This is a genomic window from Primorskyibacter sp. S87, assembly GCF_049801055.1.
GTDB lineage: Bacteria > Pseudomonadota > Alphaproteobacteria > Rhodobacterales > Rhodobacteraceae > JBNAGF01.
This window is the reverse complement of record NZ_JBNAGF010000002.1, coordinates 383,620-406,874: the sequence shown is the minus strand read 5'-3', so window position 1 is coordinate 406,874 and position 23,255 is coordinate 383,620. Positions and strand designations below refer to the sequence as shown.

Below are 23,255 nucleotides of genomic sequence, written 5' to 3'. Positions count from 1 at the left end.
GCTCCGGTGTTCAGAGGAGCTTGGACCGGACCGCTCAGAGGGAAGAAGGAGGGACCGCTCATGGCGGATCAAACCACAACTTCTGCACAGTCAGCCGAGGCCGATAAGGGCTATTGGCAGGCAAATGTGCGGATCATTCTCATCAGCCTCGTAATCTGGGCGCTGGTGTCTTTCGGATTTGGCATTCTGCTGCGTCCGATGCTGTCCGGCATCAGCGTCGGTGGCACCGATCTCGGCTTCTGGTTCGCCCAGCAAGGCTCGATCCTGGTGTTCCTGGCACTGATCTTTTTCTACGCGTTCCGCATGAACAAGCTGGACCGCGAATTCGGCGTGGAAGAGGAGTAATCCACGATGGACCAGTTTACCATCAACCTGCTGTTTGTGGGCGCATCCTTCGCGCTTTACATCGGCATCGCGATCTGGGCCCGCGCGGGATCCACATCGGAGTTCTACGCCGCTGGTCGCGGTGTTCACCCGGTCACCAACGGTATGGCGACAGCTGCTGACTGGATGTCGGCCGCATCGTTCATCTCGATGGCGGGCCTCATCGCCTTTACCGGCTACGACAACAGCTCGTTCCTTATGGGCTGGACCGGCGGCTACGTGTTGCTGGCACTGCTGCTCGCGCCCTATCTGCGCAAGTTCGGCAAATACACCGTATCGGAATTCATCGGCGACCGTTTCTACAGCCCGACCGCCCGCGTGGTGGCCGTGATCTGTCTGATCGTCGCATCGACCACCTATGTGATCGGCCAGATGACCGGTGTGGGTGTGGCTTTCGGCCGGTTCCTCGAAGTCAGCAACACCGCTGGCCTCCTGATCGGTGCCTGTGTCGTGTTCGCCTACGCCGTGTTCGGCGGCATGAAAGGCGTGACCTACACCCAGGTTGCCCAGTATTGCGTTTTGATCACCGCCTATACCATCCCGGCGATCTTCATCTCGCTGCAGCTGACCGGCACCCCGGTTCCGGCGCTGGGCCTGTTTGGCGATCACGTTGCTTCGGGTGAGCCGCTTCTGGCCAAGCTCGATACCATCGTGACCGAGCTGGGCTTCAAGGAATATACGCTGCATCACTCGAACACGCTCAACATGGTGCTGTTCACCCTGTCGCTGATGATCGGTACTGCGGGCCTGCCCCACGTCATCATGCGCTTCTTCACCGTGCCGCGTGTTGCTGATGCCCGCTGGTCGGCCGGTTGGACCCTGGTGTTCATCGCCCTGCTCTATCTGACCGCTCCTGCGGTGGGTGCCATGGCGCGTCTCAACATCACCGATATGATGTGGCCGAATGGCACGGATGGCGAAGCGGTTTCGGTCGAGCAGATCGAAAACGATGCCCGCTATGACTGGATGGCCACCTGGCAGAAAACCGGTCTGTTGGCCTGGGAAGACAAGAATGGCGACGGCAAGATCCAGTACTACAACGACAAGTCCGAATCCATGCAGGCCAAGGCTGCCGAGAAGGGCTGGGAAGGCAACGAGCTGACCAAGTTCAACCGCGACATCCTGGTTCTGGCCAACCCCGAAATCGCCAACCTGCCGGGTTGGGTGATCGGTCTGGTCGCTGCCGGTGGTCTGGCCGCCGCGCTCTCGACCGCTGCGGGTCTGCTGCTGGCGATCTCTTCGGCTGTCTCCCACGACCTGATCAAGGGTTCGATCAACCCGCAGATCTCGGAAAAGGGCGAACTGCTGTCGGCCCGTATCGCTATGGCCGTCGCTATCGTGGTCGCAACCTATCTGGGTCTGAACCCGCCCGGCTTTGCCGCGCAAACGGTTGCTCTGGCCTTTGGTCTGGCCGCTGCGTCGATCTTCCCGGCACTGATGATGGGGATCTTCACAAAGGTGAACAACAAGGGCGCCGTTGCCGGCATGCTGTCCGGTCTGATCGTGACCCTGATCTACATCTTCCTGCACAAGGGCTGGCTGTTTATTCCGGACACCAACTCCTTCACCGATGCAGATCCGCTGCTGGGCCCGATCAAGTCGACCTCGTTCGGCGCGGTGGGTGCACTGGTTAACTTCACCGTTGCCTACTTCGTCTCGAAGTCGTCGGAGCCGATCCCGGCCGAGATCGAGCAGCTGGTGGAAAGCGTCCGCGTTCCGCGCGGTGCCGGTGCTGCTCAGGATCACTAAGGTCCTTTTGGGAAGGGCCGCCCCTGCGACGGCCCGCCCTCTTCAGAACCGGTCCCGCCCAGTTTTTTCTGGGCGGGACATTTTACTTCAGACAAGGCTTGTTCAAAAATGCCGCTTACATCCGAGCAAATCGCCCGCTTCCTGAAATCCGTGCACCCCTACGACTCCCTGCCTTCTGAGGCGCAGGCCGAACTGGTGACCCTGTTCGAACCTTGGGAAGTGGAGCGCGATTTTGCGGTCTACGATCTCGGCGAACAGCTTCCGGGTCTGTTCATCATTTACGAAGGCAAGATCGAGGTGCGCGACGAGAATGACGAGGTGGTCTCTCATCTCGGACTGCGCAACTCCTTTGGAGAACGCGGCCTGCTGCGCGACGGAAAGGCCGTGACCAGCGCCCGCGCCGACGAACACTCGGTTCTGCTGATGCTGCCGGCACTGCATTTCAATCGGCTGATCGAGAACCACGCCACCGCCAAACGGTTCTTTGATCGCGCCCGCCCCGCCCGACCCAAGGGCAATGATCTGGCAACTTCGAAGGTCGAGACCTTCATGGCGCATCCGCCGTTTACTTGCCCGTCCGACGCGGACGTTCAGACAGTCGCCGGACTGATGCGGGACAACCGGATTTCGTCCGTCTGCATAACCGATGGCGACAGCTTGCGCGGCATCGTCACCACCCGCGACCTGACCGGCAAGGTCCTGGCCGAGGCCCGGCCTGTCGCCACGGCAATCGCGGACGTGATGACAAAAGACCCGATCACTCTGTCGCCATCGGCGATCGGCTCGGATGTTTTGCACCTGATGATGGAACGGCGCATTGGTCACGTCCCGATCACCAAGGGTGACAGGCTGGTCGGCATCGTCACCCAGACCGACCTGACCCGGTTTCAAGCGGTCAGTTCGGCCGAGCTGGTCAGTCGAATTGCCGGTGCCGAAAGCGCCGAAGACATGGCAACAGTCACAGCCGAAATCCCGAAGCTGCTGGTGCAACTGGTTGCCGGCGGCAACCGCCACGAAGTGGTCACCCGGCTGATCACCGATATCGCGGATACAGCCACGCGCCGTCTGTTGACATTGGCCGAGGCAAAGCTGGGCCCCCCACCGGTGCCTTACCTGTGGCTCGCCTGCGGTTCGCAGGGACGCCAGGAACAGACAGGTGTATCAGATCAGGACAACTGCCTGATGCTGGACGATGCGGTGACCGAGGCTCAGATGCCCTATTTTGCCGAGCTGGCCAAGTTTGTCAGCGACGGGCTCGATGTCTGCGGATACTTCTACTGCCCCGGCGACATGATGGCGACCAACCCACGCTGGTGCCAGCCGGTAAAAGTGTGGCGCGACTACTTCGCCGGCTGGATCAACAAGCCGAACCCCGAGGCGCAGATGCTGGCGTCGGTCATGTTCGATCTGCGTCCCATCGGCGGAGACGAGAGCCTGTTCACCGGGTCGCAGAGCGATACCCTGAACGCGGCAAGCCGCAACTCGATCTTCGTGGCGCATATGATCTCGAACTCGCTCAAGCACACCCCGCCTCTGGGCCTGCTGCGTGGCTTTGCCACGATCCGTTCCGGCGAACACCGCAATACACTCGACCTCAAGCACAATGGCGTTGTCCCGGTTGTCGATCTGGCCCGCATCTATGCATTGCAGGGCCAGCTTCCGGAAGCCAACACACGCGCCCGCTTGGAGGCCGCAGAAGAGGCAGGAGTTCTGAGCACCTCGGGCGCACGAGATCTGATGGATGCCTACGATCTGATTGCGGAAACGCGGCTGGAGCATCAGGTAAAGCTGGTCAGGTCCGGTGAGAAACCGGATAATTTTCTGGCTCCCACCGACCTGAGCGATTTCGAGCGCAGCCACCTGCGCGACGCGTTTGTGGTGGTCAAGACGATGCAGTCAGCCGTTGGTCACGGCAAGGGCATGCTGGGCTGATCAGCAGTGCGAGGCCGGGCGTGACGCGCCCGGCGCGAACGAAGGTTGGGGAGATAAAAAAATGCGGACGCAGGGAGAGAGCCCATGTTTCTGGAACTGATCGGAACCGTTTTTGCCGGACTCGCCGCGGCCGGTCTCATCATGGTCGTCAACCTGCTCACCGGCCGCCGCCTGCCGCGCTGGTTCACGCCAGTGGGCGCCGGTCTGGCGATGATCTTTGCGACCATATCCAGCGAATATTCATGGTACGACCGCACCCGCGAGAAACTGCCCGAAGGTATGGTGATCGTGCAGGAGGTGGAAAGCCGTGCGCTGTATCGACCGTGGACCTATGTGGTGCCTTTCGTCGAACGGTTCGTGGCCGTTGATGTGGCCACCGTCCGGCAGAACCCGTCGCAGCCCGGGCATCGGTTGGGCGACGTCTACTTTTTCGGTCGCTGGGCCCCCCTGTCCAAATTGCCTGTGCTGGCAGATTGCTCCGAATTGCGTCGTGCAAATTTGGCCGATGGGGCCGAATTTGACGCCGACGGCACGATCTTGAACCCGGATTGGATCACGGTGTCGGCCGATGACCCGATCGTAAAAGCGATGTGCACGGAGGGCTGAGCATGACACATCTGAGCCTGAGAATTCGAATCTTTCTGTTCTTCTGCCTGATTGCAATTGGCGGCGTGGCGGTTGTAACCTTGTCGCTCTTTTTCGGATACGCCCGTGCCGAGTCGCCCGATCTGTTCGATGCGTTCATCTTCAGCGGTGCCCTCGCCGGGTTCGCCCTGCTGGCCCTGACCGCAGGAATTTGGCTTCTGTTCGATGAAAACGTCGCAAAACCCATCGAACGTCTGGCCTCGGAGATGCGCGCCCGCGCCCATTCCGGCGTGAGCTCTGAAATGGACCTGCACGCGGCACGTTACCTCGGCGACCTGGCACCGGCCGCAGCCGGACTTGCCGGGCAGGTTCAGGATGGCGCGATGGCGACAGCCGAGGCCGTGGCCTCGGAAACGGCGCGTCTGGCCGCCGAAAAACAGCGGCTCATGGGTCTTTTGACCGAGATCCCTGTTGCTATGGTGCTGGTTAACCCGGCGCATCAGATTGTTCTCTATGACGGTCAGGCCGCAGCGGTGCTGGCGCAGGTGCATCATCCCCGACTCAATGCCTCGTTGTTCGACTATCTGGCGCGGGACGCGGTCGAGGCCGCCTATGGACAGCTCGTCAAATCCGGCAAGGAGGTGAAGGCCACGTTGACCTCGGCCGACGGAAGACAAAGCTATCAGGCCCGGTTGAAACCGCTGGGGGACGCCCCCGGCTATATGCTGATCTTTGATGACTCCGAGGCCCGTATTGCGCCCGAAGCAGCGCGGCCGCTGGTTTTCGATTTCGACCTGCTCGAGACGGCCGGTGACGAGGCGTTCGAAGAACGACGCCTGCGTGACCTGACATTTGCGGTCTTTGATACCGAAACAACGGGACTGCTGCCCCACAAGGACGAGGTTGTTCAGATCGGCGCCGTGCGTGTCCTGCGTGGGCGTATCGTCGACGGCGAGCAGATGGATCAGCTGGTCAATCCCGGCATCCCGATACCCTCCGCCTCGAGCAAGGTTCACGGCGTAACGGACGCAATGGTTCGCGATGCCCCGGATATTGGCGTAGCCGGAAAGGACTTTCACAAATTTTCCGCCGACGCCGTGATCGTAGCGCATAACGCACCTTTCGATATGGCGTTCCTTCGCCGCCATGCGAAACGCATGGGGGTCGAATGGGATCATCCGATCCTCGATACGGTTCTGGTCAGTGCAGTCATTTTCGGCGCTTCGGAAACCCACACGCTGGATGCGCTGTGTGACCGGCTGGACGTGACCATCCCTCCCGATCTGCGTCATACTGCATTGGGCGATGCGGTCGCGACCGCCGAGGTGCTCTGCCGGATGCTGCCGATGCTGGAAGCGCGCGGAATGCAGACATTTGGCGATGTGATTGCCGAAACCCGCAAGCATGGCCGTCTTCTGGAAGACCTGAACTGAGGCGCTCTGCGACCAGAAGAATTTTGCACTCAACCCTTTCCCTTGCCGGAGAAATGGGCCACATCAGGGCATCCGCGCGCACGAGCAGCAAAAAGGGCGCCCTCAGACCATGACCGAAACAAGTTTTTCCCCCGGCCCGGATACAGCACGTCAGTTCCGCGATGCGCTGGGGTGTTTTGGCACCGGGGTAACCGTGGTCACTGCCAACACGCCCGAAGGACCTGTGGCCATGACGGCCAACTCGTTCTCGTCGGTGTCTCTATCGCCGCCGCTTGTCCTGTGGTGCCCGGCCCATGCGTCGGAACGCCATGATCCTCTGGTTGCCGCGTCTCATTTCGCCATTCATGTGATGGCCGAAGACCAGCAGGAGGTTGCAGTCCACTTTGCTGATTTCGGTGACCGGTTCGACGCAGTGGACTGGACCCCAGACGCGCATGGCACGCCGCTCTTGTCGGGCAGTCTCGCCCGGTTCGACTGCCGCCGATATGCGGTCCACGACGGCGGCGATCATTCCATCGTGGTCGGAGAGGTTCAGAACGTGAACTTCCGCCCCGGCAAAGGGCTGATGTTCAAGCGCGGTCAATATGGTGGGTTCACCGGCCTGCTCTAAAGCCTTTGAAACGTTGCAGTTCTACTACTTAGCTCTCGCTGACTGGATGCCGTCGGCGGCTATTCCGAAACATGCACGGCCAACTGATCCAACCCGGCTTCGGACGGTTCGATGACCCGAAACGCCTCATGCACCCCAGCGTCGCTCAATTCCCGGGCAACGGTGATCAGTGTGTTGGGTCCATGTTCGTCGCAGAGCTCGGCCATATGATCGATTTCCGTTCGAGCCACACCAAGGGCCGCCTCAATGGACGGCGCGCCATAGAACCTCACGAAATGGTCGGCCAACGCCTGTTCAAGTACAGCCCGCTCGCCGTCTTCGATTGACGTGACGGCCACGAATGTAACGCGGCCAAAAGTTTCGAGCCCCAGCCAGCCGTTCGAGAACGCCTGGCGCGCCTTGCCTTCCAGATCCGCCTCGCCCCAGTTGGAAAACTCGAACCCGCCCGAGATACACCACTCTCCGGTGCGTGCCGGCGAATGAAAGATGTTCAGGTCGCTCTCGTCGAGATGGATGGCGCGGGCGAGTTTCATTTCAGTGTCCTTCCAAAATTCGGCTGAGCGGGATCAGGTGAGTGCCATCGGACTCGCGCAGGAGCATACCAAAATTCTCGTCGACCCCCAGAAAACTTCCCTGCCTGTCAAAAAGCGCAATGGGTTCCCCAACCCCCCAGACAAGACCCATCCATTCGGCATGAAGCGGTGCGTTGCCGTCTTCCTCCCAACGGTTGATCCAGACCAGTGAATGCCGGGTCCAGCTTTCCAGTAGCCCAACCGGATCCAGATCGGCGCAACCTTCGTCAAAAAGCGCGGTCACGTCAGGAGTCTGGCCGGGGTCCTGTGCGGTCTGCAGCAGCGGAAGATCCAGTCCAACCACCAGCCAGTCCGGCACCTTGTTCGGGTCGCGTTCCGAGGCGGCAACCCGAAACCTGCCACACTGGGCACCGTTGACCCGGATGCCGCCGGCCCAGTCCAGATGCACGGCGACCTCGGGAGGAGCCAGCGCGCCAAGCGCATTCTGGAACCCCACTGCGCATAACGGCAGCATGGTCATCGCCTGCTCAAGCGGAACTTCGGGCGCGAAGACGATCGAAGCCCGCAGCCTGTCCACCTGAACATTGTAAACAACCGTCCCCCCATCACATCCCAGAGCGGCCAGAGCCTGCGCCCGATCAAATGGATCCTCCCCGCCTGAGGCAGGCTGGCCGGTCATCAGCGGAGGGAAAGTCGGCTCACTCATTCCGTGCCCGGTCCCGAATTGCGCATCTGGCTGCTCATGCCAGCCCCTTGGCGACCAGATCGCGGGCAATCCTGCGGAACGCATCGGCCTGCGGGCTGTCGGGTTTGCTGACCACGATCGGTGCGCCACTGTCAGCGGCGACCCTGATATCGAGATGCAGCGGGATCTCTCCCAGCAAAGGAACCCCCAGTTTGTCGGCCTCGGCCGCAACACCACCGTGGCCGAACACATGCTCTTCGTGACCACAGTTCGAGCAGATATGCGTAGACATGTTTTCGATCATGCCATGAATTGGTGTTTTGAGCTGGCGGAACATGTCGATCCCCTTGCGGGCGTCGATCAGGGCAACGTCCTGCGGCGTCGACACCACGATGGCACCGTCGACCTGAAATTTCTGACTGAGCGTCAGCTGAACGTCACCGGTACCGGGCGGCAAATCCACAATCAGAACGTCCAGCGCGCCCCACTGCACCTGATTCATCATCTGCTGCAGCGCACCCATCAACATGGGCCCGCGCCAGACAACAGCCTGATCTTCGTTGGTCATCAGTCCCATCGACATCATGGTCACGCCGTGGTTCCGAAGCGGCAGGATGGTTTTTCCATCTGGGCTGGCAGGTCGACCTGAAACACCCAACATGCGTGGCTGCGAGGGTCCATAGACATCGGCATCCAACAGACCGACCCGCCGACCTTCGGCCGCCAAAGCGCAAGCAAGGTTGGCGGAAACCGTTGATTTACCCACACCGCCCTTGCCAGATGCCACCGCAATGATCCGGTCAACCCCGGCGACCGGTTGCGGCCCCTGAGGCGCCGGCTTGGCCTTGGGTTTGAGATCCGGCGGAGCCTTGTCAGAATGCGCCGTCAGCATCGCCGACACTTTCGCAACGCTCGGCGCCTGACCAGCGGCCTGTTCGGCGGCGGCCCGAACGGGTTCGTATTGCTGCGCGCGTTTCGGGTCGACTTCGAGCACGAAACGGACGGTGTCGCCCTCGACATTCAGGGCCCGCACGATCCCCGCACTGACGATATCCTGACCGCTGGCCGGATCGGTAATCTTCTTGAGGAGGGCGAGAACCTCGTCGCGGGTGCTCATGCTTCGCCGTCCTTGATGTGACCTGTCACCACATGTTCCACCTCTAGCCCGTCAATGGTCAGGACCATCTTGACGTCATAGCTGCCGCCCTCCGGTGCGCCGGCTTTGCGCAGCCCCTCTTCAATCGCCTGCTGGCTGGTCACGCCGACCTGCTTGAGGAATTTCCGCATCGACATGTTGTAGTTGCCGCTCATCTGTTCGGTCCTTTCCCGGATATCGGTTGCAATTGACGCAAAGGCAGGGAAACCACTAGGCTGAATCCCCATGCGTTTCGTTCTCTTTTGCCTCAGCTTCGCCCTGACTGCCAGCCCATCTTATGCGCAGGAGGCACTGGGCCTGTCCGCGCCCGAGGCGGTGGTGCAATCGGGATTGCTGAAACATGTCCTGCCGCGCTTTTCGCTGAAGACCGGCGTTCGGGTTGTGCCGGATCCGGCCGGGGCAATGGAATTGTCGGAAACCCCGCCCGGCGATCCGGTCTTTGCAGCTGATGGCGTGATCTATCACCTGCGGATTGGAACCGGCCCCGGAGAGGCGCGCTTCCGCGACTGGCTGCTTTCGGAGATCGGCAAGCGCACCATCGAGAGTTTTCAACCGCAAGGGGAGCTGATCTTCGAAACCCGGTTCGAAATCGAAGAGGACGAGTCCGGCGCCGTGTTCGAAGGCGATGCCGAACGTGGGGCGGAACTGTCGCTGGTTCATTGCGGACGGTGCCATGTCGTTGGACCCGAGAACCGGATGAACGGGCTTGGCTCGACACCGTCTTTTGCGGTTCTGCGCACTCTGCCCGACTGGGCCGACCGGTTTCAGCAGTTCTATGTATTGAACCCGCATCCGTCCTTCACTCAGGTCGCCGAGGTCACGCCGCCTTTTGACCCGAGCCTCCCCCCGCCCATTGTTCCGGTAGAGATCACGCTCGATGACCTTGAAGCGATCCTTGCATTCGTCAGCACGACCGGAGCCGCCGATCTGGGCGCACCTTTGCAATTGCAGTAGTTGGGTCGGCTGACATGACATGGTTCGGGGTCCAACAAATCCGAAGTGGCTTTTTCTCGCGGGTTGCTGCAGATCCTCACGGCCGTTGACGCTTCGCCACAAGGCCAACCAGACAACGATAGGTTCGGCACGAAACACCTCTGCCAATGGGTTTCGGGCCCACACCTCGGCTTCAGTGATCCTTGCGCTTTGAAAAATAGTCCTCAGTCGTGACGACCTTAGGTTTAGGAGCGGCCTCGAACGGATTGTTCTCGCTGTGGAATTGCGCATTTACGCGGCAATTGTCACACATCTGGATCATCCGGGCCTGCTGCGAAGACGCGAACATCGGATGGCTTCCGGCGAGCTTTTCCATGATCCTTTCGACCGTCGACTTCACCCCGAACAGCGCTCCGCATTTGATACAGGCAAAGGGTTCCTCTTCGTTCAGTACACGCTGCGACAAGGTGCTGTCGGACAAATCCAGCTGCGGTTTCAGGGTGATCGCACTTTCCGGGCAAATGGTGCTGCAAAGACCGCATTGCAGGCAGGCATCTTCCTGAAAATTGAGTTGCGGCAAATCCGGATTGTCGATCAACGCACCGGAGGGGCAAAGGGACACGCAGCTAAGGCACAAGGTGCAAGCATCTTTGTCCAAATCTACTGCGCCATAAGGGGCGTTTTCAGGCAGTTTCAACAGCGTGTTGTCCGGGTTGAGCGCCCGCGCCGCAAGACGGGTGATCTGCCTGCGGTTGCCCAAAGGCAAAACAGGATTGGCAAGTGGCGGCGGCGTCTCCTGACGATAAAGCCGATCGGACAGGACGTCGGGGTCGCTTACATCTATCAGGCCGAGTTTCCCGGGTCCGCAAATGGCTTCGGCCAGCGCAAGCTCGGTTGTCAGCGCGTCGCGCTCGGTGCGGGGGGCAAGCAACACCTGTACCGCAGCGAACCCATGCGCCAAACCTGCCAGCAGCTCGGCATGTCCGACCCCGGATACCACCGACAGCTCCAGCGGGATCACATCAGCAGGCAGACCGCGACCGTAGCGGGCAGAAAGCCGGATCATCTCGGCCCCGTGGCCATCATGGATCAACAGGCGTGGCGCGGTGCCACCGGCGGAACGGAATGTTCGGGAGAGAACCTCCATTCGCGCGAGAAGCTGGCCAATGGGTGGATCCTCGTAGGTGATTGCAGTAGAGGGGCAGAGTGCCGCGCAACTGCCGCAGCCTGCGCAAATCATCGGGTCGATCGCGACATGATCCCCTGCTGGCGTGATCGCGCCGGTCGGGCAGATGTCTAGACAATTGGTGCACCCCGTCTGCTCGGCGCGTGAATGGGCGCAGAGGTTTTCTTCGAGCCGGACGTATAGCGGCTTTTCGAAAGTCCCCTGCAATTGCGCGGCCTCAAAGGTCAGCTGCGCCACGGCTACCGGGTCCCGGGGATCGGCACGCAAATAGCCCTCCCGCTTTTCTGGTGCGGATACGAGCGCCACATCACCCGTCAGATCCAGAACTATGTCACAGTTTGAACTGGCGCCATTCCGGGCAGGTGACAGGCCACGTTCGCCCCTCCCGGATGGCTCAAGCATCCTGAAATCGTCCAGCTTGAGGCTGAAACCACCGAGGGCGCCGGACAGGTTGCGCACCCGTCCGGTGATCACGTCAAAATCCCGGCTATCTGGAATAGCATCATCCGTGACCAGAACAGTCACCGCCAGAACCGGTGCCAGACGCGACGCCAGTCCAGCGGCGACTTCGCCGGGACCGAGGATCAGGCAGGTGCCCTCGCTGATAACGTCAACTGAACGGGCGGGCTTTGCGGGCATCAGAGCCTCGGCCACCAGTGCGGCCATTTTCGGCCCGCTGACCTCTCCCTGATCCGACCACCCTGCCCGGTCACGAATATCGACAAATCCGGGCGCATCGACGTCCAGCTCCTCGGCCAGATTTTCAAAGACCTGTTGTTCCTGTCCGCAGGCGATCACCAATGGCGCCCCGGACTGCATCATAACGGCCACTTGATCCAGTTGACGCGTGCACAGGGCCGTATGACAGGTTCCGCACTCGGTTCCGGTTTCCTTGCTCAGTGCCTCTGCATCGGGGGTCTGGGTTCCCGCGCAATCACAGATCATCAACCGGGTGGCTGCTTGCGTTGTCATAGATGCTCCTGTTCGTGGCCGGATCGGTTGCGCGCGTATGTCGGCTGCCACAGCTAGGCACAGGTGGTGTCTGCCGTAAAGTAAGCCCAAAGTCGGGGTCGCGCATCATGCCATCGCCGGTCCAAATGCGCATACTGCCAGGTATCCGGCCAGCCCGCGCTCCGATCACCTTGTCGCGCAAGGATAGCGTGCCTGACGCGGACATCAACGGCAGTCGGTTCAGGCTTGGCAGAACACATGGTTTTGCTCCATAGTTCAGGAACCGGAAAGAGGGGAGACTTTCCGTGGGAGGATCGCGTGGCCAGAGCCGCTCATCACATTGAAATGCCGTTGGGTGTGGTTGTCCGCCGCACTCCGGGGGTCACGCCTTGGGCAAAATGGACATGGCAGGCGGTTGCCGTTCTGCCCGGCGCCGGCTCGGCTGACTGGGTTGAAATGCGGCGCGAAGGAGATGCCGTCGAATATCACGCAGCCACCCTGCCACTGACCCTCTGGGCCGCCGAAACCGAAGCCTACCTGGCAAATCTCTCCGATGCCGTGCCTTCGATCTATCTGGTCCTACGCGATGAGACCGAGGACGAGGCTCCGCTCGAGGCCGTGCTTGTGACCGCCTCGCCCTATGAGGGTCAGGACTATGCCGATTCCGGTGAAGAAATCGTTGAGAAGATCCCCATGACCGAAGGTTTGATTGCATGGGTTCGGGATTTCGTTCGTGAAAACCACAAGGAAGACGTTTTCGTCAAGCGCCGCCGTGACCGCAAGCGGATTGATCTGGTCGAAGACGGCAAGGGCGATGCGCGGATCAGGCAGGACGCGGATGTCTACCGTGCGCCGGCAAGCAAACGGGTGATCCAATGACCGCCCGTGACGATTTCTGGTCCCGGCGCCGGGCGGCTGTTGCAGCGGAAAAGGACGCAGAGCGCACCGCCGAACTTGAGAAAGCCGAGGCCGCAACGCGGGCCGAACTGGAAGAAATGGCCGATGATCAGATTCTCGAGGAACTTGGCCTGCCAGACCCGGAAACACTGAAGCCGGGCGACGACGTGGCAGGCTTTATGGCCCAGGCAGTCCCCGACAGGTTGCGCCGCCGGGCATTGCGGCAGCTGTGGAAGCTGAACCCGGTTCTGGCGAACGTGGACGGGCTCGTCGACTATGGTGAAGACTTCACGGACAGCGCCAAGGTGGTCGAGGATCTTCAGACGGCTTATCAGGTTGGCAAGGGTATGCGCGCCCATGTCGAGGAACTGGCCCGACAGGCGGAAGCCAGGCTTGAAGACGACAATGCAGAGACCCAATCGCAGCCGGAACCCGACCCGGCCCAGCCGCCGGAAACCTCGGCAATGACCGATGAAACCCGGGCCGTGGACCCGCCGGCCCTGCCCCGCATTTCGGCCCAAGAAACCAACGATAATGGTCAAGATACGACCAAAGTTGCGGTCGTTCCGACACCGGATAGCGCGCAAAGTGAAATTGACATGTCAGCATCGGCGCAGGCCCCGCTTCCGCGCCGCATGCGTTTCGAATTCGAAGGATAACGGATGGCTGCCGCCGAACCCAATCTCATGGCCATTTCCGAAGAGGACCGCCTGCGGGCGGATTTCTACAATTTTCTCGGTCTGGTGTTGGCCGGGCCGCCGGATCAAATACTGCTCGACCAGATGGCCGGACTTGGCGGCGACGACACCGATCTTGGCAAGGCGATACAATCCATGGCGCGGGTGGCCAAAGTCACCAAGCCCGCTGCTGCCGAGCGCGAATTCAACACGCTGTTTATCGGGCTGGGGCGCGGCGAACTGTTGCCCTACGCCAGCTACTACCTGACTGGATTTCTGAACGAAAAACCCCTGTCGCAGCTTCGGCAGGACATGGCCGCCCGCAGCATCACCCGCGCACCGAATGTCTATGAACCCGAAGACAACGTGGCGTCTCTGATGGAGATGATGGCCGGGCTTATTGTCGGTCGGTTCGGCACGCCTGCCTCGCTTGAGGATCAGAAAATGTTCTGGGCGCGTCACATCGGACCGTTTGCCGTCCACTTTTTTACTGATCTGGAATCCGCCGACTCGTCGGTTCTCTATGCTTCGGTCGGCGCCGCCGGCCGCATTTTCATGGAGATCGAGCGAGAGGCCTTTCGGATGTCGGCGGAGTGATCCGCCAATTCGCCGGTGCCCCGAACCGGGGCGCCAAACCGCAAATGGGAGAGGAGAACCCCATGAGCAAAAAACGGGAAGACGGTGCGACGCGTCGCGATTTCCTGAAACTGGCCGGGACGGCCGCCCCGGCTGCTGCCGTGGCAGTCGCCGCAGGCAGCGAGGCCGAAGCAGCCGACCTGCCGTCGGATGAGACCCGCATTCAGGACACAGCGCATACCCGCGCCTACTTTGACAGCGCCCGGTTCTGAACCGGCAGGCTGACGACAAGGCAGCGCCCGGCCCTTACCGGACGACGTCACACCCGGCAGACGGTTGCGAAAGGCCCTGACGCCGGTTTCGAGGAGACACCAAGCGAGCCACTTACAGTAGTGGTCAGCCAGGGGAGAAAACAATGCTCAGGAAAAAGACCAACGGGGTTGCGAGACGCCCCCAGCGGACAAGTATCCTTTCCCAGGTCGGCGAAACAACCGTTGACCGCCGCGCATTCCTGCGTGGTTCGGGTCTGGCGATCGGCGGCCTTGCCGCGATCAGCGCCACGGGAGGAACCGTGACGCAAGCCAATGCCGCGGCCGCCGCGGCTTCGGGATCGATTGATACCGTCAAATCCGTCTGCACCCATTGCTCGGTCGGCTGCACGGTCGTGGCCGAAGTTCAGAACGGCGTCTGGATCGGGCAAGAGCCCGGCTGGGACAGCCCGTTCAATCTCGGTGCCCACTGCGCCAAGGGCGCCTCGGTGCGCGAACACGCACATGGCGAGCGTCGCCTCAAATACCCGATGAAGAAAGAGGGTGGCGAGTGGAAGCGCATCAGCTGGGAACAGGCGATCAACGAGATCGGCGACGGCATGATGCAGATCCGTGACGAAAGCGGACCTGACAGCGTCTACTGGCTGGGCTCTGCCAAGCACAACAACGAACAGGCCTATCTGTTCCGCAAGTTCGCTGCCTACTGGGGCACGAACAACGTGGATCACCAGGCGCGGATTTGTCACTCAACCACGGTTGCGGGTGTTGCCAACACCTGGGGCTACGGCGCGATGACGAATTCCTACAACGACATCCACAATTCAAAGGCCATCTTCATCATCGGCGGCAACCCGGCCGAGGCGCACCCTGTCTCGCTGCTGCATGTCCTGCGTGCGAAAGAGCAGAACAATGCCCCGCTGATTGTCTGCGACCCGCGCTTTACCCGCACGGCAGCGCATGCTGACGAGTATGTGCGGTTCCGTCCGGGAACGGACGTGGCCCTGATCTGGGGTATCCTGTGGCACATCTTCGAGAACGGCTGGGAGGACAAAGAGTTCATCCGCACCCGTGTCTGGGGCATGGACCAGATCCGCGACGAGGTTCGCAAGTGGAACCCCGAAGAGGTCGAACGCGTGACCGGCACGCCCGGTGAACAGCTGCGCCGTGTTGCACGCACGCTGGCCAATAACCGCCCCGGCACCGTGATCTGGTGCATGGGTGGCACCCAGCACACCACCGGCAACAACAACACCCGCGCCTATTGCGTGCTTCAGCTTGCGCTGGGCAACATGGGCACGTCCGGTGGCGGCACCAACATCTTCCGGGGTCACGACAACGTGCAGGGCGCAACCGACCTTGGCGTTCTGTCGCACACCCTGCCCGGCTATTACGGCCTCTCCAAGGGCGCCTGGGCGCATTGGGGCCGCGTATGGGGCGAGGAAGACGAGTGGCTGGCCGGCCAGTTCGACAAGATCACCGACAAGGAGGGCAAGGAGAAGTCACTCCAGAACCTCAAGGGGATCCCTGTCAGCCGCTGGATCGACGGCATTCTCGAAGACGCCGGCAACATAGACCAGCCGAACAATGTCCGGGCCATGGTGCTCTGGGGTCACGCGCCCAATTCGCAGACCCGGATGACGGAAATGAAGACAGCGATGGAAAAGCTGGACATGCTGGTCGTGATCGACCCGTATCCCACTGTTTCCGCCGTATTGCATGACCGCACCGATGGCTGCTATCTGCTGCCGGCCTGCACCCAGTTCGAAACCCGGGGTTCGGTCACCGCATCGAACCGCTCGTTCCAGTGGCGTGACCGTGTGGTCGAACCGCTGTTCGAGTCGAAGACCGACCATGAAATCATCGGTCTTTTTGCCAACAAGTTCGGCTGGGCTGATCGCCTCTTCCGCAACATCGAGATGGAGGACGAGAATACCCCCAACGTCGAGAGCATCACGCGGGAGTTCAACAAGGGTCTCTGGACAATTGGCTACACTGGCCAAAGCCCGGAACGCCTGAAGTTGCACATGGCGAACCAGCACACGTTCGACCGCACCACCCTGCGCGCCAATGGCGGGCCGGCCGATGGTGACTATTACGGTCTGCCGTGGCCGTGTTGGGGAACTGCCGAGATGAACCATCCCGGCACGCCGAACCTCTACGACATGTCCAAACCCGTCGCCGAAGGCGGCCTGACGTTCCGCGCCCGTTTTGGTGTAGAGCGCGAAGGCCAGAACCTGCTGGCTGAAGGCGTGGCAAGTGCCGGATCGGAGATTCAGGACGGTTATCCCGAGTTCACCATGCAAATGCTGATGGATCTGGGATGGGACAGCGATCTGACCGATGAGGAACGCGCCAGCATCGATGCCGTGGCCGGGCCCAAGACCAACTGGAAAACCGACCTTTCCGGCGGTATCCAGCGGGTTGCCATCAAGCATGGCTGCGCCCCCTTCGGCAACGCCAAGGCCCGCGCCGTGGTCTGGACATTCCCGGATCCGATCCCGGTTCACCGCGAACCGCTCTATACCAATCGCCGCGATCTGGTCGAGGATTACCCAACTTACGAGGACCGTCACGACTATCGTCTGCCGACCCTCTATGCCTCGATCCAGAAAAACGACGTGTCCAAGGATTACCCGATCATCCTGACCTCGGGGCGTCTGGTGGAATACGAGGGCGGCGGGGAAGAGACCCGATCGAACCCGTGGCTGGCCGAACTGCAGCAGGACATGTTCGTCGAGATCAACCCGCGAGACGCTAACAACCTTGGCATCCGTGACGGGCAGCAGGTCTGGGTCGAAGGGCCCGAGGGCGGCAAGGTCAAGGTCATGGCAATGCTGACCGAAAGGGTGGGCGCGGGCGTGGCCTTCATGCCCTTCCACTTCGGCGGCCATTTCCAGGGCGAGGACCAGCGGCACAAGTATCCCTCTGGCGCCGATCCCTATGTGCTGGGCGAAAGCTCGAACACAGCGCAGACCTATGGCTACGACTCAGTGACCCAGATGCAGGAGACCAAGTGTACTCTCTGCAAGATCTCGGCAGCGTAAAGGAGACCCAAAATGGCAAGAGCAAAGTTTCTCTGCGACTCTGAGCGCTGCATCGAGTGCAATGCCTGCGTCACGGCGTGCAAGAACGAACATGAAGTGCCTTGGGGCATCAACCGCCGCCGGGTGGTGACCATCAACGATGGCAAACCCGGTGAACGGTCGATCTCTGTGGCCTGCATGCATTGTTCCGACGCGCCCTGCATGGCGGTGTGCCCGGTGGACTGCTTCTATCAGAATGAAGAAGGCGTGGTCCTGCACTCCAAGGATCTCTGCATTGGCTGCGGCTATTGCTTCTATGCGTGCCCCTTCGGCGCGCCGCAATATCCGCAGGCGGGCAATTTCGGATCCCGTGGCAAGATGGACAAGTGCACCTTCTGCGCCGGTGGCCCCGAAGAGACCCACTCGACCGCCGAGTTCGCCAAATACGGCCGCAACCGGATCGCCGAGGGCAAGCTGCCCCTCTGCGCCGAGATGTGTTCGACCAAGGCGCTGCTCGCCGGTGACGGCGATGTGGTCTCGGCCATCTATCGCGAACGCGTGGTGGCTCGCGGCTTTGGCTCGGGCGCATGGGGTTGGGGCACGGCCTACGACCAGAAGGGCGGCTGACCCCGACCCGACGTGACCTACTGAACGTCCCGGCCTTTCGCCGGGGCGTTCTGACCACAGGGGAGTCGACCGATGACTGATGACGTGTACTGGGTTCTGCGGCTTGACATCAATGACGGTCAGGACGAAGCCTTCGAGGCTCTGACGCCCGAAATGGTAGAGGCCACGCTGAAAGAGCCCGGGGCAAAAAATTACGAATGGCATCGCAACGGCTCCTCTGTCCACATCTTTGAACGATATGCCAGTAACGCCGACGCAGGTCTTCACCTGCAGAATTTCGGGACCAACTTCGCCCAGAAATTCTTTACCATTCTGACCGCGACAGGGTTCGACGTTTATGGCCCTGCCAAAGGTCCGGTGCGTGACGGGCTGGCAAATTCCGGGGCGCAATTTTTTGGACAGGTGGGCGGCTTCGACCGCTGACGCTGTTGCATCCGCGCCAGACAAACTGATGAAAGACCCACGAGGATGACCTTGATACGCCCTCTTGCAGCCCTCTTCGCCCTGATCATATGGTCAGGACTGGCCGTTGCGCAGCAGACCAACGCGACAGACGCACCTGAACCCTCCGCTGCGGAGCGCAGCCAGACAGGCGGAGCGACCACGCTTGAAGACATACTCGCCCGTCAACGCGGCGAGAAAGTCGACACCGAGTATCGCGCGAGCAATACTGGCCAAGGCAATGTCGAAGCCCTGATCGGGCAACTCGGCACCCGTGGCGTGGCCTCCGACAGCGACATCTACCGAGCGCTTCGCTATGGCTCGGCGGACATCAGCGTATCATCCCGTGGTCCGGGGGCCGAGGTTATCATTCAGGATGGCGGAATGTGGTGGCTGCAGGTCCGAGAGGGTCCGCTGGCCACTTATGGCGCTTACCTGCTGGGCGGCATGCTGGCCCTTCTGGTGCTGTTCTATCTGCTGCGCGGCAAGATCCGAATTGATGGCGAAAAAACCGGTCGGACCATCACCCGGTTTTCGGGCTTCGAAAGGTTCGGGCACTGGCTGTTTGGCGGATCGTTCCTCATTCTCGGTGCGACCGGGCTGGTAGTGCTGTTCGGGCGGGCCTTTGTCATCCCGTGGATGGGCAAGGAAGCTTTTGCCAACATCGCGTTCGTCAGCAAGATGCTGCACAACAATATCGCCTGGGCCTTTATGCTGGGGCTGGTGATCATCACAGTGAACTGGGTGGTTCACAACATCCCGAACCGACATGACTTGAAATGGCTAGCCGTGGGCGGAGGTCTTTTTTCCAAGGACGTGCATCCCCCCGCACGAAAGTTCAATGCCGGTCAGAAAATCATTTTCTGGTCCTGCGTGGTCTTTGGCCTGATCATCTCGGCCACCGGACTTTCCCTCCTGTTCCCGTTTCAGATCGCTTTGTTTGAGCCGTTCGTGGGTATCATCAACGGTCTCGGAATTCCTGGCTGGTTCGGGCAGCCCCCCCTGTCCGATCCATTGACACCGCATCAGGAGATGCAATTCGCACAAGTGCTGCATCTTGCGATCGCCTTCCTGTTCCTCGCGATCATCTTTGCCCATATCTATCTCGGGTCGGTTGGCATGGAAGGTGCATTTGATGCCATGGGAAGCGGCGAGGTCGAACTGCAATGGGCGCGCGAACACCATCGACTGTGGGTTGAGGAAGTCGAAGAGGCCGAAAAAGACCGGGCCGCCGCTGCGACTTCGCCAGCCGAGTAGTCGTGATCTGAGCGGTGCGGCACCTCGCTGGCATATGCGCCTTGCTTCTGCTCCCCTTCCATCCGACTGGGGTATCGGCAGAGGAGTTCTATACCCTCAAGGGCCACGGCGGACCGATTATGGATATCGCTGTTGCGCAGGATGGCCGGATCGCCACCGCCAGTTTCGACAACTCGGTCGGCGTCTGGCGGGATCGGTCACCCGACTGGCACGAAGGGCACGAGGCCGCCGTCAACACGGTGATATTTGACGGTGACACCATATTTTCGGCTTCCGACGATTTCACAATTCGCAAATGGTCGTCGCCCGGCACAATTCTGGGCCGGCACCGGGGCAAGGTGGTTGGGCTGGCTGCAGCGCCGGGGCTTGTTGCCTCGGCGAGTTGGGATGGAACTATAGGTCTTTGGCCACGCGATGGCGGCGAGGGGCGTTTGCTCCAAGGCCATTCGGCTGGGGTCAACGCGGTTGCTTTCTCCGACGATCACAGCCGGATCTACTCTGCCAGCTCAGATGGCACTCTGCGGGAATGGGAAGTGGCCAGCGGTCAGGAGCATCGCCAGATCCTTCGGCATGGGTTCGGGATCAACGAGATTGCCGTAAACCACGAACAGGGATGGCTGGCCTATGGTGCTGTAGACGGGGTGACCCGGGTTATCGACATCGAGACCGGAACCGAAATTGCGGATTTCACGCTGGACCGGCGACCAATCCTTGCATTGGCGCTGAACCCGGATCAAACCCGCCTCGCCGTCGGTGACGGCGAAGGCTACATCATGGTCATAGATACGACAGAATGGCGGATTTCACGCGACTTTCGCGCCACTCTTCGCGGCCCGGTCTGGGCGCTTGGCTGGTCCACAGACGGGCAGGACATCTATGCCGGTGGCATTGACGACGCCATGTATAGCTGGCCCGTGGCTTCGCTCACCGAGCACGGGCAGATGGCCACCGAAAAACGCACGTTCCTCAAGGACCCCGACGAAATGGAGAACGGAGAACGCCAGTTTGCCCGCAAATGCTCCATCTGCCACGCCCTTACGCCGGACGGCCAAAGGCGCGCGGGCCCTACCCTGCACGGTGTTTTCGGTCGTCGGGCCGGAAGCTTGCCGGGCTATCTCTACTCGGACACGTTGAACGGATCCGAGATCATCTGGTCGGATGACACCATTGATGCGCTCTTTGACAAGGGACCCGACCACTACATCCCGGGAACCAAGATGCCGATGCAGCGGATTGCGGATCCCGCCGACCGGGCTGACCTGATCGCCTATATTCGCCGCACAACGTCAAATGACCGGAACTAGGAACCTGACATGAAAGCTTTTCTTGCCGCCTGCGCCGCAATGGTCATCATCACGATCTCTGCACCCTTTGTTCTGGAACAAATGGGATACTCAGCCGCCGATCGCACCGCCAGCGGATCGGTGCGTCTGGACTGACACCGCCTACAATGCCGCAATAGGGATGACCTGACCATCCCCCGACTGACACGGGCAGATCTGCAGTCGACTTGTGGCAATCCAACCAGAAACGCTCATACTCAGGAAATTCGCTCACCCGACCCGGCCATGTGGTTGCGAAACGAGCACAGTTGCGCGCCGGCTTGCATCGGCTCTTGCCTGACCCGCCTCCCAACCCTAGATACCACACAGCCCGAGGCAGACATGCCCGGAGCAATGGAGATTTTATGCAAGAGACCCGGACAACCGTCCGTTCCTGATCGGCACAAACCATCGGGAACAACAGCACCCCTGAACCACCCACGCGATCTGCTGGGCGGTCCTTTTGCTGAACTCTCATAAAATCGAGACACACCGTTGAATATCTCAAAACACGAACAGCGTGTTTTGCACGAACTCGCCCGTGGTGGATCCATCCACCACGAACGCTGCGAGAAAGGCAAAATCCGCGACATCACCTGCTATACGCGTGACGGCTACGTTTTGACCGACTGCACTTTGGATGTATTCAAACGTCTGAAACGGCGTCGCTTCATCCGCTCGCAGAACGGACGGCCCTATCGGGCTTCGAGGCTGGGCATCAAGTCTGTCCGCGCACAGCTAAACCAACGATGAAAAGGAACATGTCATGAAACACAGAAATGGAATTGTCGCCCGGCACGGGATTGAGCCCGAGAGTTTGTGGCTGTGGTCGACAGCCAACTGGCCAGCACAAAAAAGCCGCCCCCGCGAATACGTGGGGGCGGCGCTGACCCATTGATGTCAATCCACCATCACTTGGCGTTCGGAAAGAACAATTGTTGACCATCCAGCTTGTAGTTGGCGATCGCCGCCTGCCCGTCTGCGCCGACCAGCCAGTCGATGAAACGTTGGCCGGCAATGCCACGCACACCGGGGTGTTTTTTCGGGTTCACAAGGATCACGCCATACTGATTGAACAGCCTTGGATCACCTTCGACGACGATTTCCATGCCGTCCTTGTTGCCGAAGGCAATCCAGGTGGCGCGGTCGGTCAGTGCGTAAGCCCCCATTCCTGCAGCCACGTTCAGAGTCGCCCCCATACCGGATCCGGTTTCGCGATACCAACTGCCCGACGCGGCATCGACATCGACCTCGGCTGTCTGCCAGTGACGCAATTCGGCCTTGTGCGTCCCACTGTCATCGCCGCGTGAGGTAAACGGCACTTCGGCTGCGGCAATGGCGGTCAGGGCTGCCACGATGTCCGAGCCGCCCTTGACGGCCGCCGGATCCGAAGCCGGGCCAACCAGAACGAAATCGTTATACATGACGTCCAACCTCTCGACCCCCCATCCCTGGGAAACGAACTCTTCCTCGGCGGGTTTTGCGTGGACCAGAAGAACGTCACCGTCGCCATTTCGGGCATTCTTGATGGCCTGCCCGGTCCCAACCGCAACGACACGAACGTCGATTCCCGTTTCCGCCTCGAACCCCGGCAGGATAGCATCCAGCAATCCTGAGTTCTGGGTCGACGTAGTGGACTGAACAACAATGAAGCTCTCCTCGGCGCCGGCAGGGCCTGTACCGAGCGCTGCCAGGGCTCCAATGGCCAGAGCCGTGCCTCGGATGAAATTTCCGAACATTGATAATCTCCGTCTATTTTTGAAACGTCTTACAAGCTGCGACCGTGTTACTAAATGGTGCGCAGTGTCGCTGGTCGTTTTGTCATAGCACCCTTTGCAGGATCAGAGACTTTGCACCACAACCGGGCAACCGCTCAAAGTTTGCCGCTTCGACCGAAGAAAGCCAGAACATCGGTTCGAATTCTTGCGCGGCCTCTGTGCGTCCAGGAAAACAACTAAATATTATAACGTTAGAAGAAACTCCTCATCTATTGACCGCGAATTCCCCGACTGCACCGGCGCTTGAAAAA

General features: G+C 60.6%; 25 protein-coding genes. 19 read left to right on the top strand and 6 right to left on the bottom strand.

Annotated elements, in window-relative coordinates; all coding sequences use genetic code 11:
• Positions 1-60 precede the first annotated feature (60 nt).
• From ACP15U_RS05470 to ACP15U_RS05445, 6 genes are all read left to right on the top strand, one after another.
• Positions 61-345, top strand: a complete 285-nt coding sequence (locus ACP15U_RS05470; protein ID WP_425044131.1) for a DUF4212 domain-containing protein — start codon at positions 61-63, stop codon at positions 343-345.
• A 6-nt stretch (positions 346-351) separates the two neighbouring features.
• The gene (locus ACP15U_RS05465) at positions 352-2,133 is read left to right on the top strand and encodes a sodium:solute symporter family protein (protein ID WP_425044130.1); all 1,782 of its coding nucleotides are present in this window, start codon (positions 352-354) and stop codon (positions 2,131-2,133) included.
• A gap of 108 nt (positions 2,134-2,241) precedes the next feature.
• Entirely contained in the window at positions 2,242-4,065 is a 1,824-nt protein-coding gene (locus ACP15U_RS05460; protein ID WP_425044129.1) for a DUF294 nucleotidyltransferase-like domain-containing protein, read from the top strand.
• An 84-nt stretch (positions 4,066-4,149) separates the two neighbouring features.
• The gene (locus tag ACP15U_RS05455) at positions 4,150-4,671 is read left to right on the top strand and encodes a hypothetical protein (RefSeq protein WP_425044128.1); all 522 of its coding nucleotides are present in this window, start codon (positions 4,150-4,152) and stop codon (positions 4,669-4,671) included.
• 2 nt (positions 4,672-4,673) lie between these two features.
• The gene (locus tag ACP15U_RS05450; protein ID WP_425044127.1) at positions 4,674-6,083 is read left to right on the top strand and encodes an exonuclease domain-containing protein; all 1,410 of its coding nucleotides are present in this window, start codon (positions 4,674-4,676) and stop codon (positions 6,081-6,083) included.
• Between the two features lie 109 nt (positions 6,084-6,192).
• A complete protein-coding gene (locus ACP15U_RS05445; RefSeq protein WP_425044126.1) occupies positions 6,193-6,693 on the top strand; it encodes a flavin reductase family protein in 501 nt (166 codons plus the stop codon).
• A 59-nt stretch (positions 6,694-6,752) separates the two neighbouring features.
• Here ACP15U_RS05445 and ACP15U_RS05440 read toward each other — a convergent pair whose 3' ends face one another.
• From ACP15U_RS05440 to ACP15U_RS05425, 4 genes are read right to left on the bottom strand one after another with little or no spacing between them, the layout of a single operon-like run.
• On the bottom strand, positions 6,753-7,226 hold the full coding sequence (locus ACP15U_RS05440) for a DUF6505 family protein (RefSeq protein ID WP_425044125.1): 474 nt from the start codon (positions 7,224-7,226) through the stop codon (positions 6,753-6,755).
• A 1-nt stretch (position 7,227) separates the two neighbouring features.
• Entirely contained in the window at positions 7,228-7,932 is a 705-nt protein-coding gene (locus tag ACP15U_RS05435; RefSeq protein WP_425044124.1) for a DUF4444 domain-containing protein, read from the bottom strand.
• A gap of 34 nt (positions 7,933-7,966) precedes the next feature.
• Positions 7,967-9,028 (bottom strand): iron-sulfur cluster carrier protein ApbC, encoded by a 1,062-nt coding sequence (apbC, locus tag ACP15U_RS05430; RefSeq protein ID WP_425044123.1) that lies wholly within the window; start codon positions 9,026-9,028, stop codon positions 7,967-7,969.
• Positions 9,025-9,222: a DUF6494 family protein gene (locus ACP15U_RS05425; protein WP_425044122.1), complete on the bottom strand. Its 198-nt coding sequence runs from the start codon at positions 9,220-9,222 to the stop codon at positions 9,025-9,027. The genes apbC and ACP15U_RS05425 overlap by 4 nt, the downstream gene beginning before the upstream one ends.
• Before the next feature lie 70 nt (positions 9,223-9,292).
• Here ACP15U_RS05425 and ACP15U_RS05420 point away from each other — a divergent pair, with 70 nt between their 5' ends.
• Positions 9,293-10,021, top strand: coding sequence for a hypothetical protein (locus tag ACP15U_RS05420; protein ID WP_425044121.1), 729 nt, complete (start codon positions 9,293-9,295; stop codon positions 10,019-10,021).
• A gap of 172 nt (positions 10,022-10,193) precedes the next feature.
• On the opposite strand, the gene ACP15U_RS05415 is transcribed toward ACP15U_RS05420, so the two are convergent.
• Positions 10,194-12,158, bottom strand: a complete 1,965-nt coding sequence (locus ACP15U_RS05415) for a 4Fe-4S binding protein (protein ID WP_425044120.1) — start codon at positions 12,156-12,158, stop codon at positions 10,194-10,196.
• A gap of 297 nt (positions 12,159-12,455) precedes the next feature.
• Here ACP15U_RS05415 and ACP15U_RS05410 point away from each other — a divergent pair, with 297 nt between their 5' ends.
• From ACP15U_RS05410 to ACP15U_RS05355, 12 genes are all read left to right on the top strand, one after another.
• Positions 12,456-13,016: a DUF3305 domain-containing protein gene (locus tag ACP15U_RS05410; protein ID WP_425044119.1), complete on the top strand. Its 561-nt coding sequence runs from the start codon at positions 12,456-12,458 to the stop codon at positions 13,014-13,016.
• The gene (locus ACP15U_RS05405) at positions 13,013-13,693 is read left to right on the top strand and encodes a DUF3306 domain-containing protein (protein ID WP_425044118.1); all 681 of its coding nucleotides are present in this window, start codon (positions 13,013-13,015) and stop codon (positions 13,691-13,693) included. The genes ACP15U_RS05410 and ACP15U_RS05405 overlap by 4 nt, the downstream gene beginning before the upstream one ends.
• Before the next feature lie 3 nt (positions 13,694-13,696).
• Entirely contained in the window at positions 13,697-14,308 is a 612-nt protein-coding gene (locus tag ACP15U_RS05400; protein ID WP_425044117.1) for a TorD/DmsD family molecular chaperone, read from the top strand.
• Between the two features lie 62 nt (positions 14,309-14,370).
• Positions 14,371-14,559: a twin-arginine translocation signal domain-containing protein gene (locus tag ACP15U_RS05395; protein ID WP_425044116.1), complete on the top strand. Its 189-nt coding sequence runs from the start codon at positions 14,371-14,373 to the stop codon at positions 14,557-14,559.
• Positions 14,560-14,702: 143 nt separating this feature from the next.
• Positions 14,703-17,600 (top strand): formate dehydrogenase subunit alpha, encoded by a 2,898-nt coding sequence (locus tag ACP15U_RS05390; protein WP_425044115.1) that lies wholly within the window; start codon positions 14,703-14,705, stop codon positions 17,598-17,600.
• 12 nt (positions 17,601-17,612) lie between these two features.
• Positions 17,613-18,206 carry a formate dehydrogenase FDH3 subunit beta gene (fdh3B, locus tag ACP15U_RS05385; RefSeq protein ID WP_425044114.1) on the top strand — a complete coding sequence of 198 codons (594 nt, stop codon included), beginning with the start codon at positions 17,613-17,615 and terminating at the stop codon, positions 18,204-18,206.
• Positions 18,207-18,278: 72 nt separating this feature from the next.
• Positions 18,279-18,629 carry a putative quinol monooxygenase gene (locus ACP15U_RS05380; RefSeq protein ID WP_425044113.1) on the top strand — a complete coding sequence of 117 codons (351 nt, stop codon included), beginning with the start codon at positions 18,279-18,281 and terminating at the stop codon, positions 18,627-18,629.
• 45 nt (positions 18,630-18,674) lie between these two features.
• Positions 18,675-19,904 (top strand): formate dehydrogenase subunit gamma, encoded by a 1,230-nt coding sequence (locus tag ACP15U_RS05375; protein ID WP_425044112.1) that lies wholly within the window; start codon positions 18,675-18,677, stop codon positions 19,902-19,904.
• A gap of 41 nt (positions 19,905-19,945) precedes the next feature.
• Entirely contained in the window at positions 19,946-21,208 is a 1,263-nt protein-coding gene (locus tag ACP15U_RS05370) for a c-type cytochrome (protein WP_425044111.1), read from the top strand.
• A gap of 9 nt (positions 21,209-21,217) precedes the next feature.
• On the top strand, positions 21,218-21,343 hold the full coding sequence (locus tag ACP15U_RS05365) for a hypothetical protein (protein ID WP_425044110.1): 126 nt from the start codon (positions 21,218-21,220) through the stop codon (positions 21,341-21,343).
• A 378-nt stretch (positions 21,344-21,721) separates the two neighbouring features.
• Positions 21,722-21,979 (top strand): YjhX family toxin, encoded by a 258-nt coding sequence (locus ACP15U_RS05360; protein WP_425044109.1) that lies wholly within the window; start codon positions 21,722-21,724, stop codon positions 21,977-21,979.
• A gap of 13 nt (positions 21,980-21,992) precedes the next feature.
• Positions 21,993-22,124, top strand: a complete 132-nt coding sequence (locus ACP15U_RS05355; RefSeq protein WP_425044108.1) for a hypothetical protein — start codon at positions 21,993-21,995, stop codon at positions 22,122-22,124.
• A 13-nt stretch (positions 22,125-22,137) separates the two neighbouring features.
• Here ACP15U_RS05355 and ACP15U_RS05350 read toward each other — a convergent pair whose 3' ends face one another.
• Positions 22,138-22,965, bottom strand: coding sequence for a substrate-binding domain-containing protein (locus ACP15U_RS05350; protein WP_425044107.1), 828 nt, complete (start codon positions 22,963-22,965; stop codon positions 22,138-22,140).
• Between the last annotated feature and the right edge of the window lie 290 nt (positions 22,966-23,255).

Coding starts and splice junctions, on each gene's coding strand:
- ACP15U_RS05450 (WP_425044127.1), top strand. CDS start 4,674: ATGACACATCTGAGCCTGAGAATTCGAATCTTTCTGTTCTTCTGCCTG.
- ACP15U_RS05445 (WP_425044126.1), top strand. CDS start 6,193: ATGACCGAAACAAGTTTTTCCCCCGGCCCGGATACAGCACGTCAGTTC.
- ACP15U_RS05435 (WP_425044124.1), bottom strand. CDS start 7,932: ATGAGTGAGCCGACTTTCCCTCCGCTGATGACCGGCCAGCCTGCCTCA.
- ACP15U_RS05425 (WP_425044122.1), bottom strand. CDS start 9,222: ATGAGCGGCAACTACAACATGTCGATGCGGAAATTCCTCAAGCAGGTC.
- ACP15U_RS05365 (WP_425044110.1), top strand. CDS start 21,218: ATGAAAGCTTTTCTTGCCGCCTGCGCCGCAATGGTCATCATCACGATC.
- ACP15U_RS05380 (WP_425044113.1), top strand. CDS start 18,279: ATGACTGATGACGTGTACTGGGTTCTGCGGCTTGACATCAATGACGGT.
- ACP15U_RS05375 (WP_425044112.1), top strand. CDS start 18,675: ATGACCTTGATACGCCCTCTTGCAGCCCTCTTCGCCCTGATCATATGG.
- ACP15U_RS05400 (WP_425044117.1), top strand. CDS start 13,697: ATGGCTGCCGCCGAACCCAATCTCATGGCCATTTCCGAAGAGGACCGC.
- ACP15U_RS05465 (WP_425044130.1), top strand. CDS start 352: ATGGACCAGTTTACCATCAACCTGCTGTTTGTGGGCGCATCCTTCGCG.
- ACP15U_RS05350 (WP_425044107.1), bottom strand. CDS start 22,965: ATGTTCGGAAATTTCATCCGAGGCACGGCTCTGGCCATTGGAGCCCTG.
- ACP15U_RS05390 (WP_425044115.1), top strand. CDS start 14,703: ATGCTCAGGAAAAAGACCAACGGGGTTGCGAGACGCCCCCAGCGGACA.
- ACP15U_RS05420 (WP_425044121.1), top strand. CDS start 9,293: ATGCGTTTCGTTCTCTTTTGCCTCAGCTTCGCCCTGACTGCCAGCCCA.
- ACP15U_RS05395 (WP_425044116.1), top strand. CDS start 14,371: ATGAGCAAAAAACGGGAAGACGGTGCGACGCGTCGCGATTTCCTGAAA.
- ACP15U_RS05455 (WP_425044128.1), top strand. CDS start 4,150: ATGTTTCTGGAACTGATCGGAACCGTTTTTGCCGGACTCGCCGCGGCC.
- ACP15U_RS05415 (WP_425044120.1), bottom strand. CDS start 12,158: ATGACAACGCAAGCAGCCACCCGGTTGATGATCTGTGATTGCGCGGGA.
- ACP15U_RS05405 (WP_425044118.1), top strand. CDS start 13,013: ATGACCGCCCGTGACGATTTCTGGTCCCGGCGCCGGGCGGCTGTTGCA.
- ACP15U_RS05460 (WP_425044129.1), top strand. CDS start 2,242: ATGCCGCTTACATCCGAGCAAATCGCCCGCTTCCTGAAATCCGTGCAC.
- fdh3B (WP_425044114.1), top strand. CDS start 17,613: ATGGCAAGAGCAAAGTTTCTCTGCGACTCTGAGCGCTGCATCGAGTGC.
- apbC (WP_425044123.1), bottom strand. CDS start 9,028: ATGAGCACCCGCGACGAGGTTCTCGCCCTCCTCAAGAAGATTACCGAT.
- ACP15U_RS05440 (WP_425044125.1), bottom strand. CDS start 7,226: ATGAAACTCGCCCGCGCCATCCATCTCGACGAGAGCGACCTGAACATC.
- ACP15U_RS05355 (WP_425044108.1), top strand. CDS start 21,993: ATGAAACACAGAAATGGAATTGTCGCCCGGCACGGGATTGAGCCCGAG.
- ACP15U_RS05470 (WP_425044131.1), top strand. CDS start 61: ATGGCGGATCAAACCACAACTTCTGCACAGTCAGCCGAGGCCGATAAG.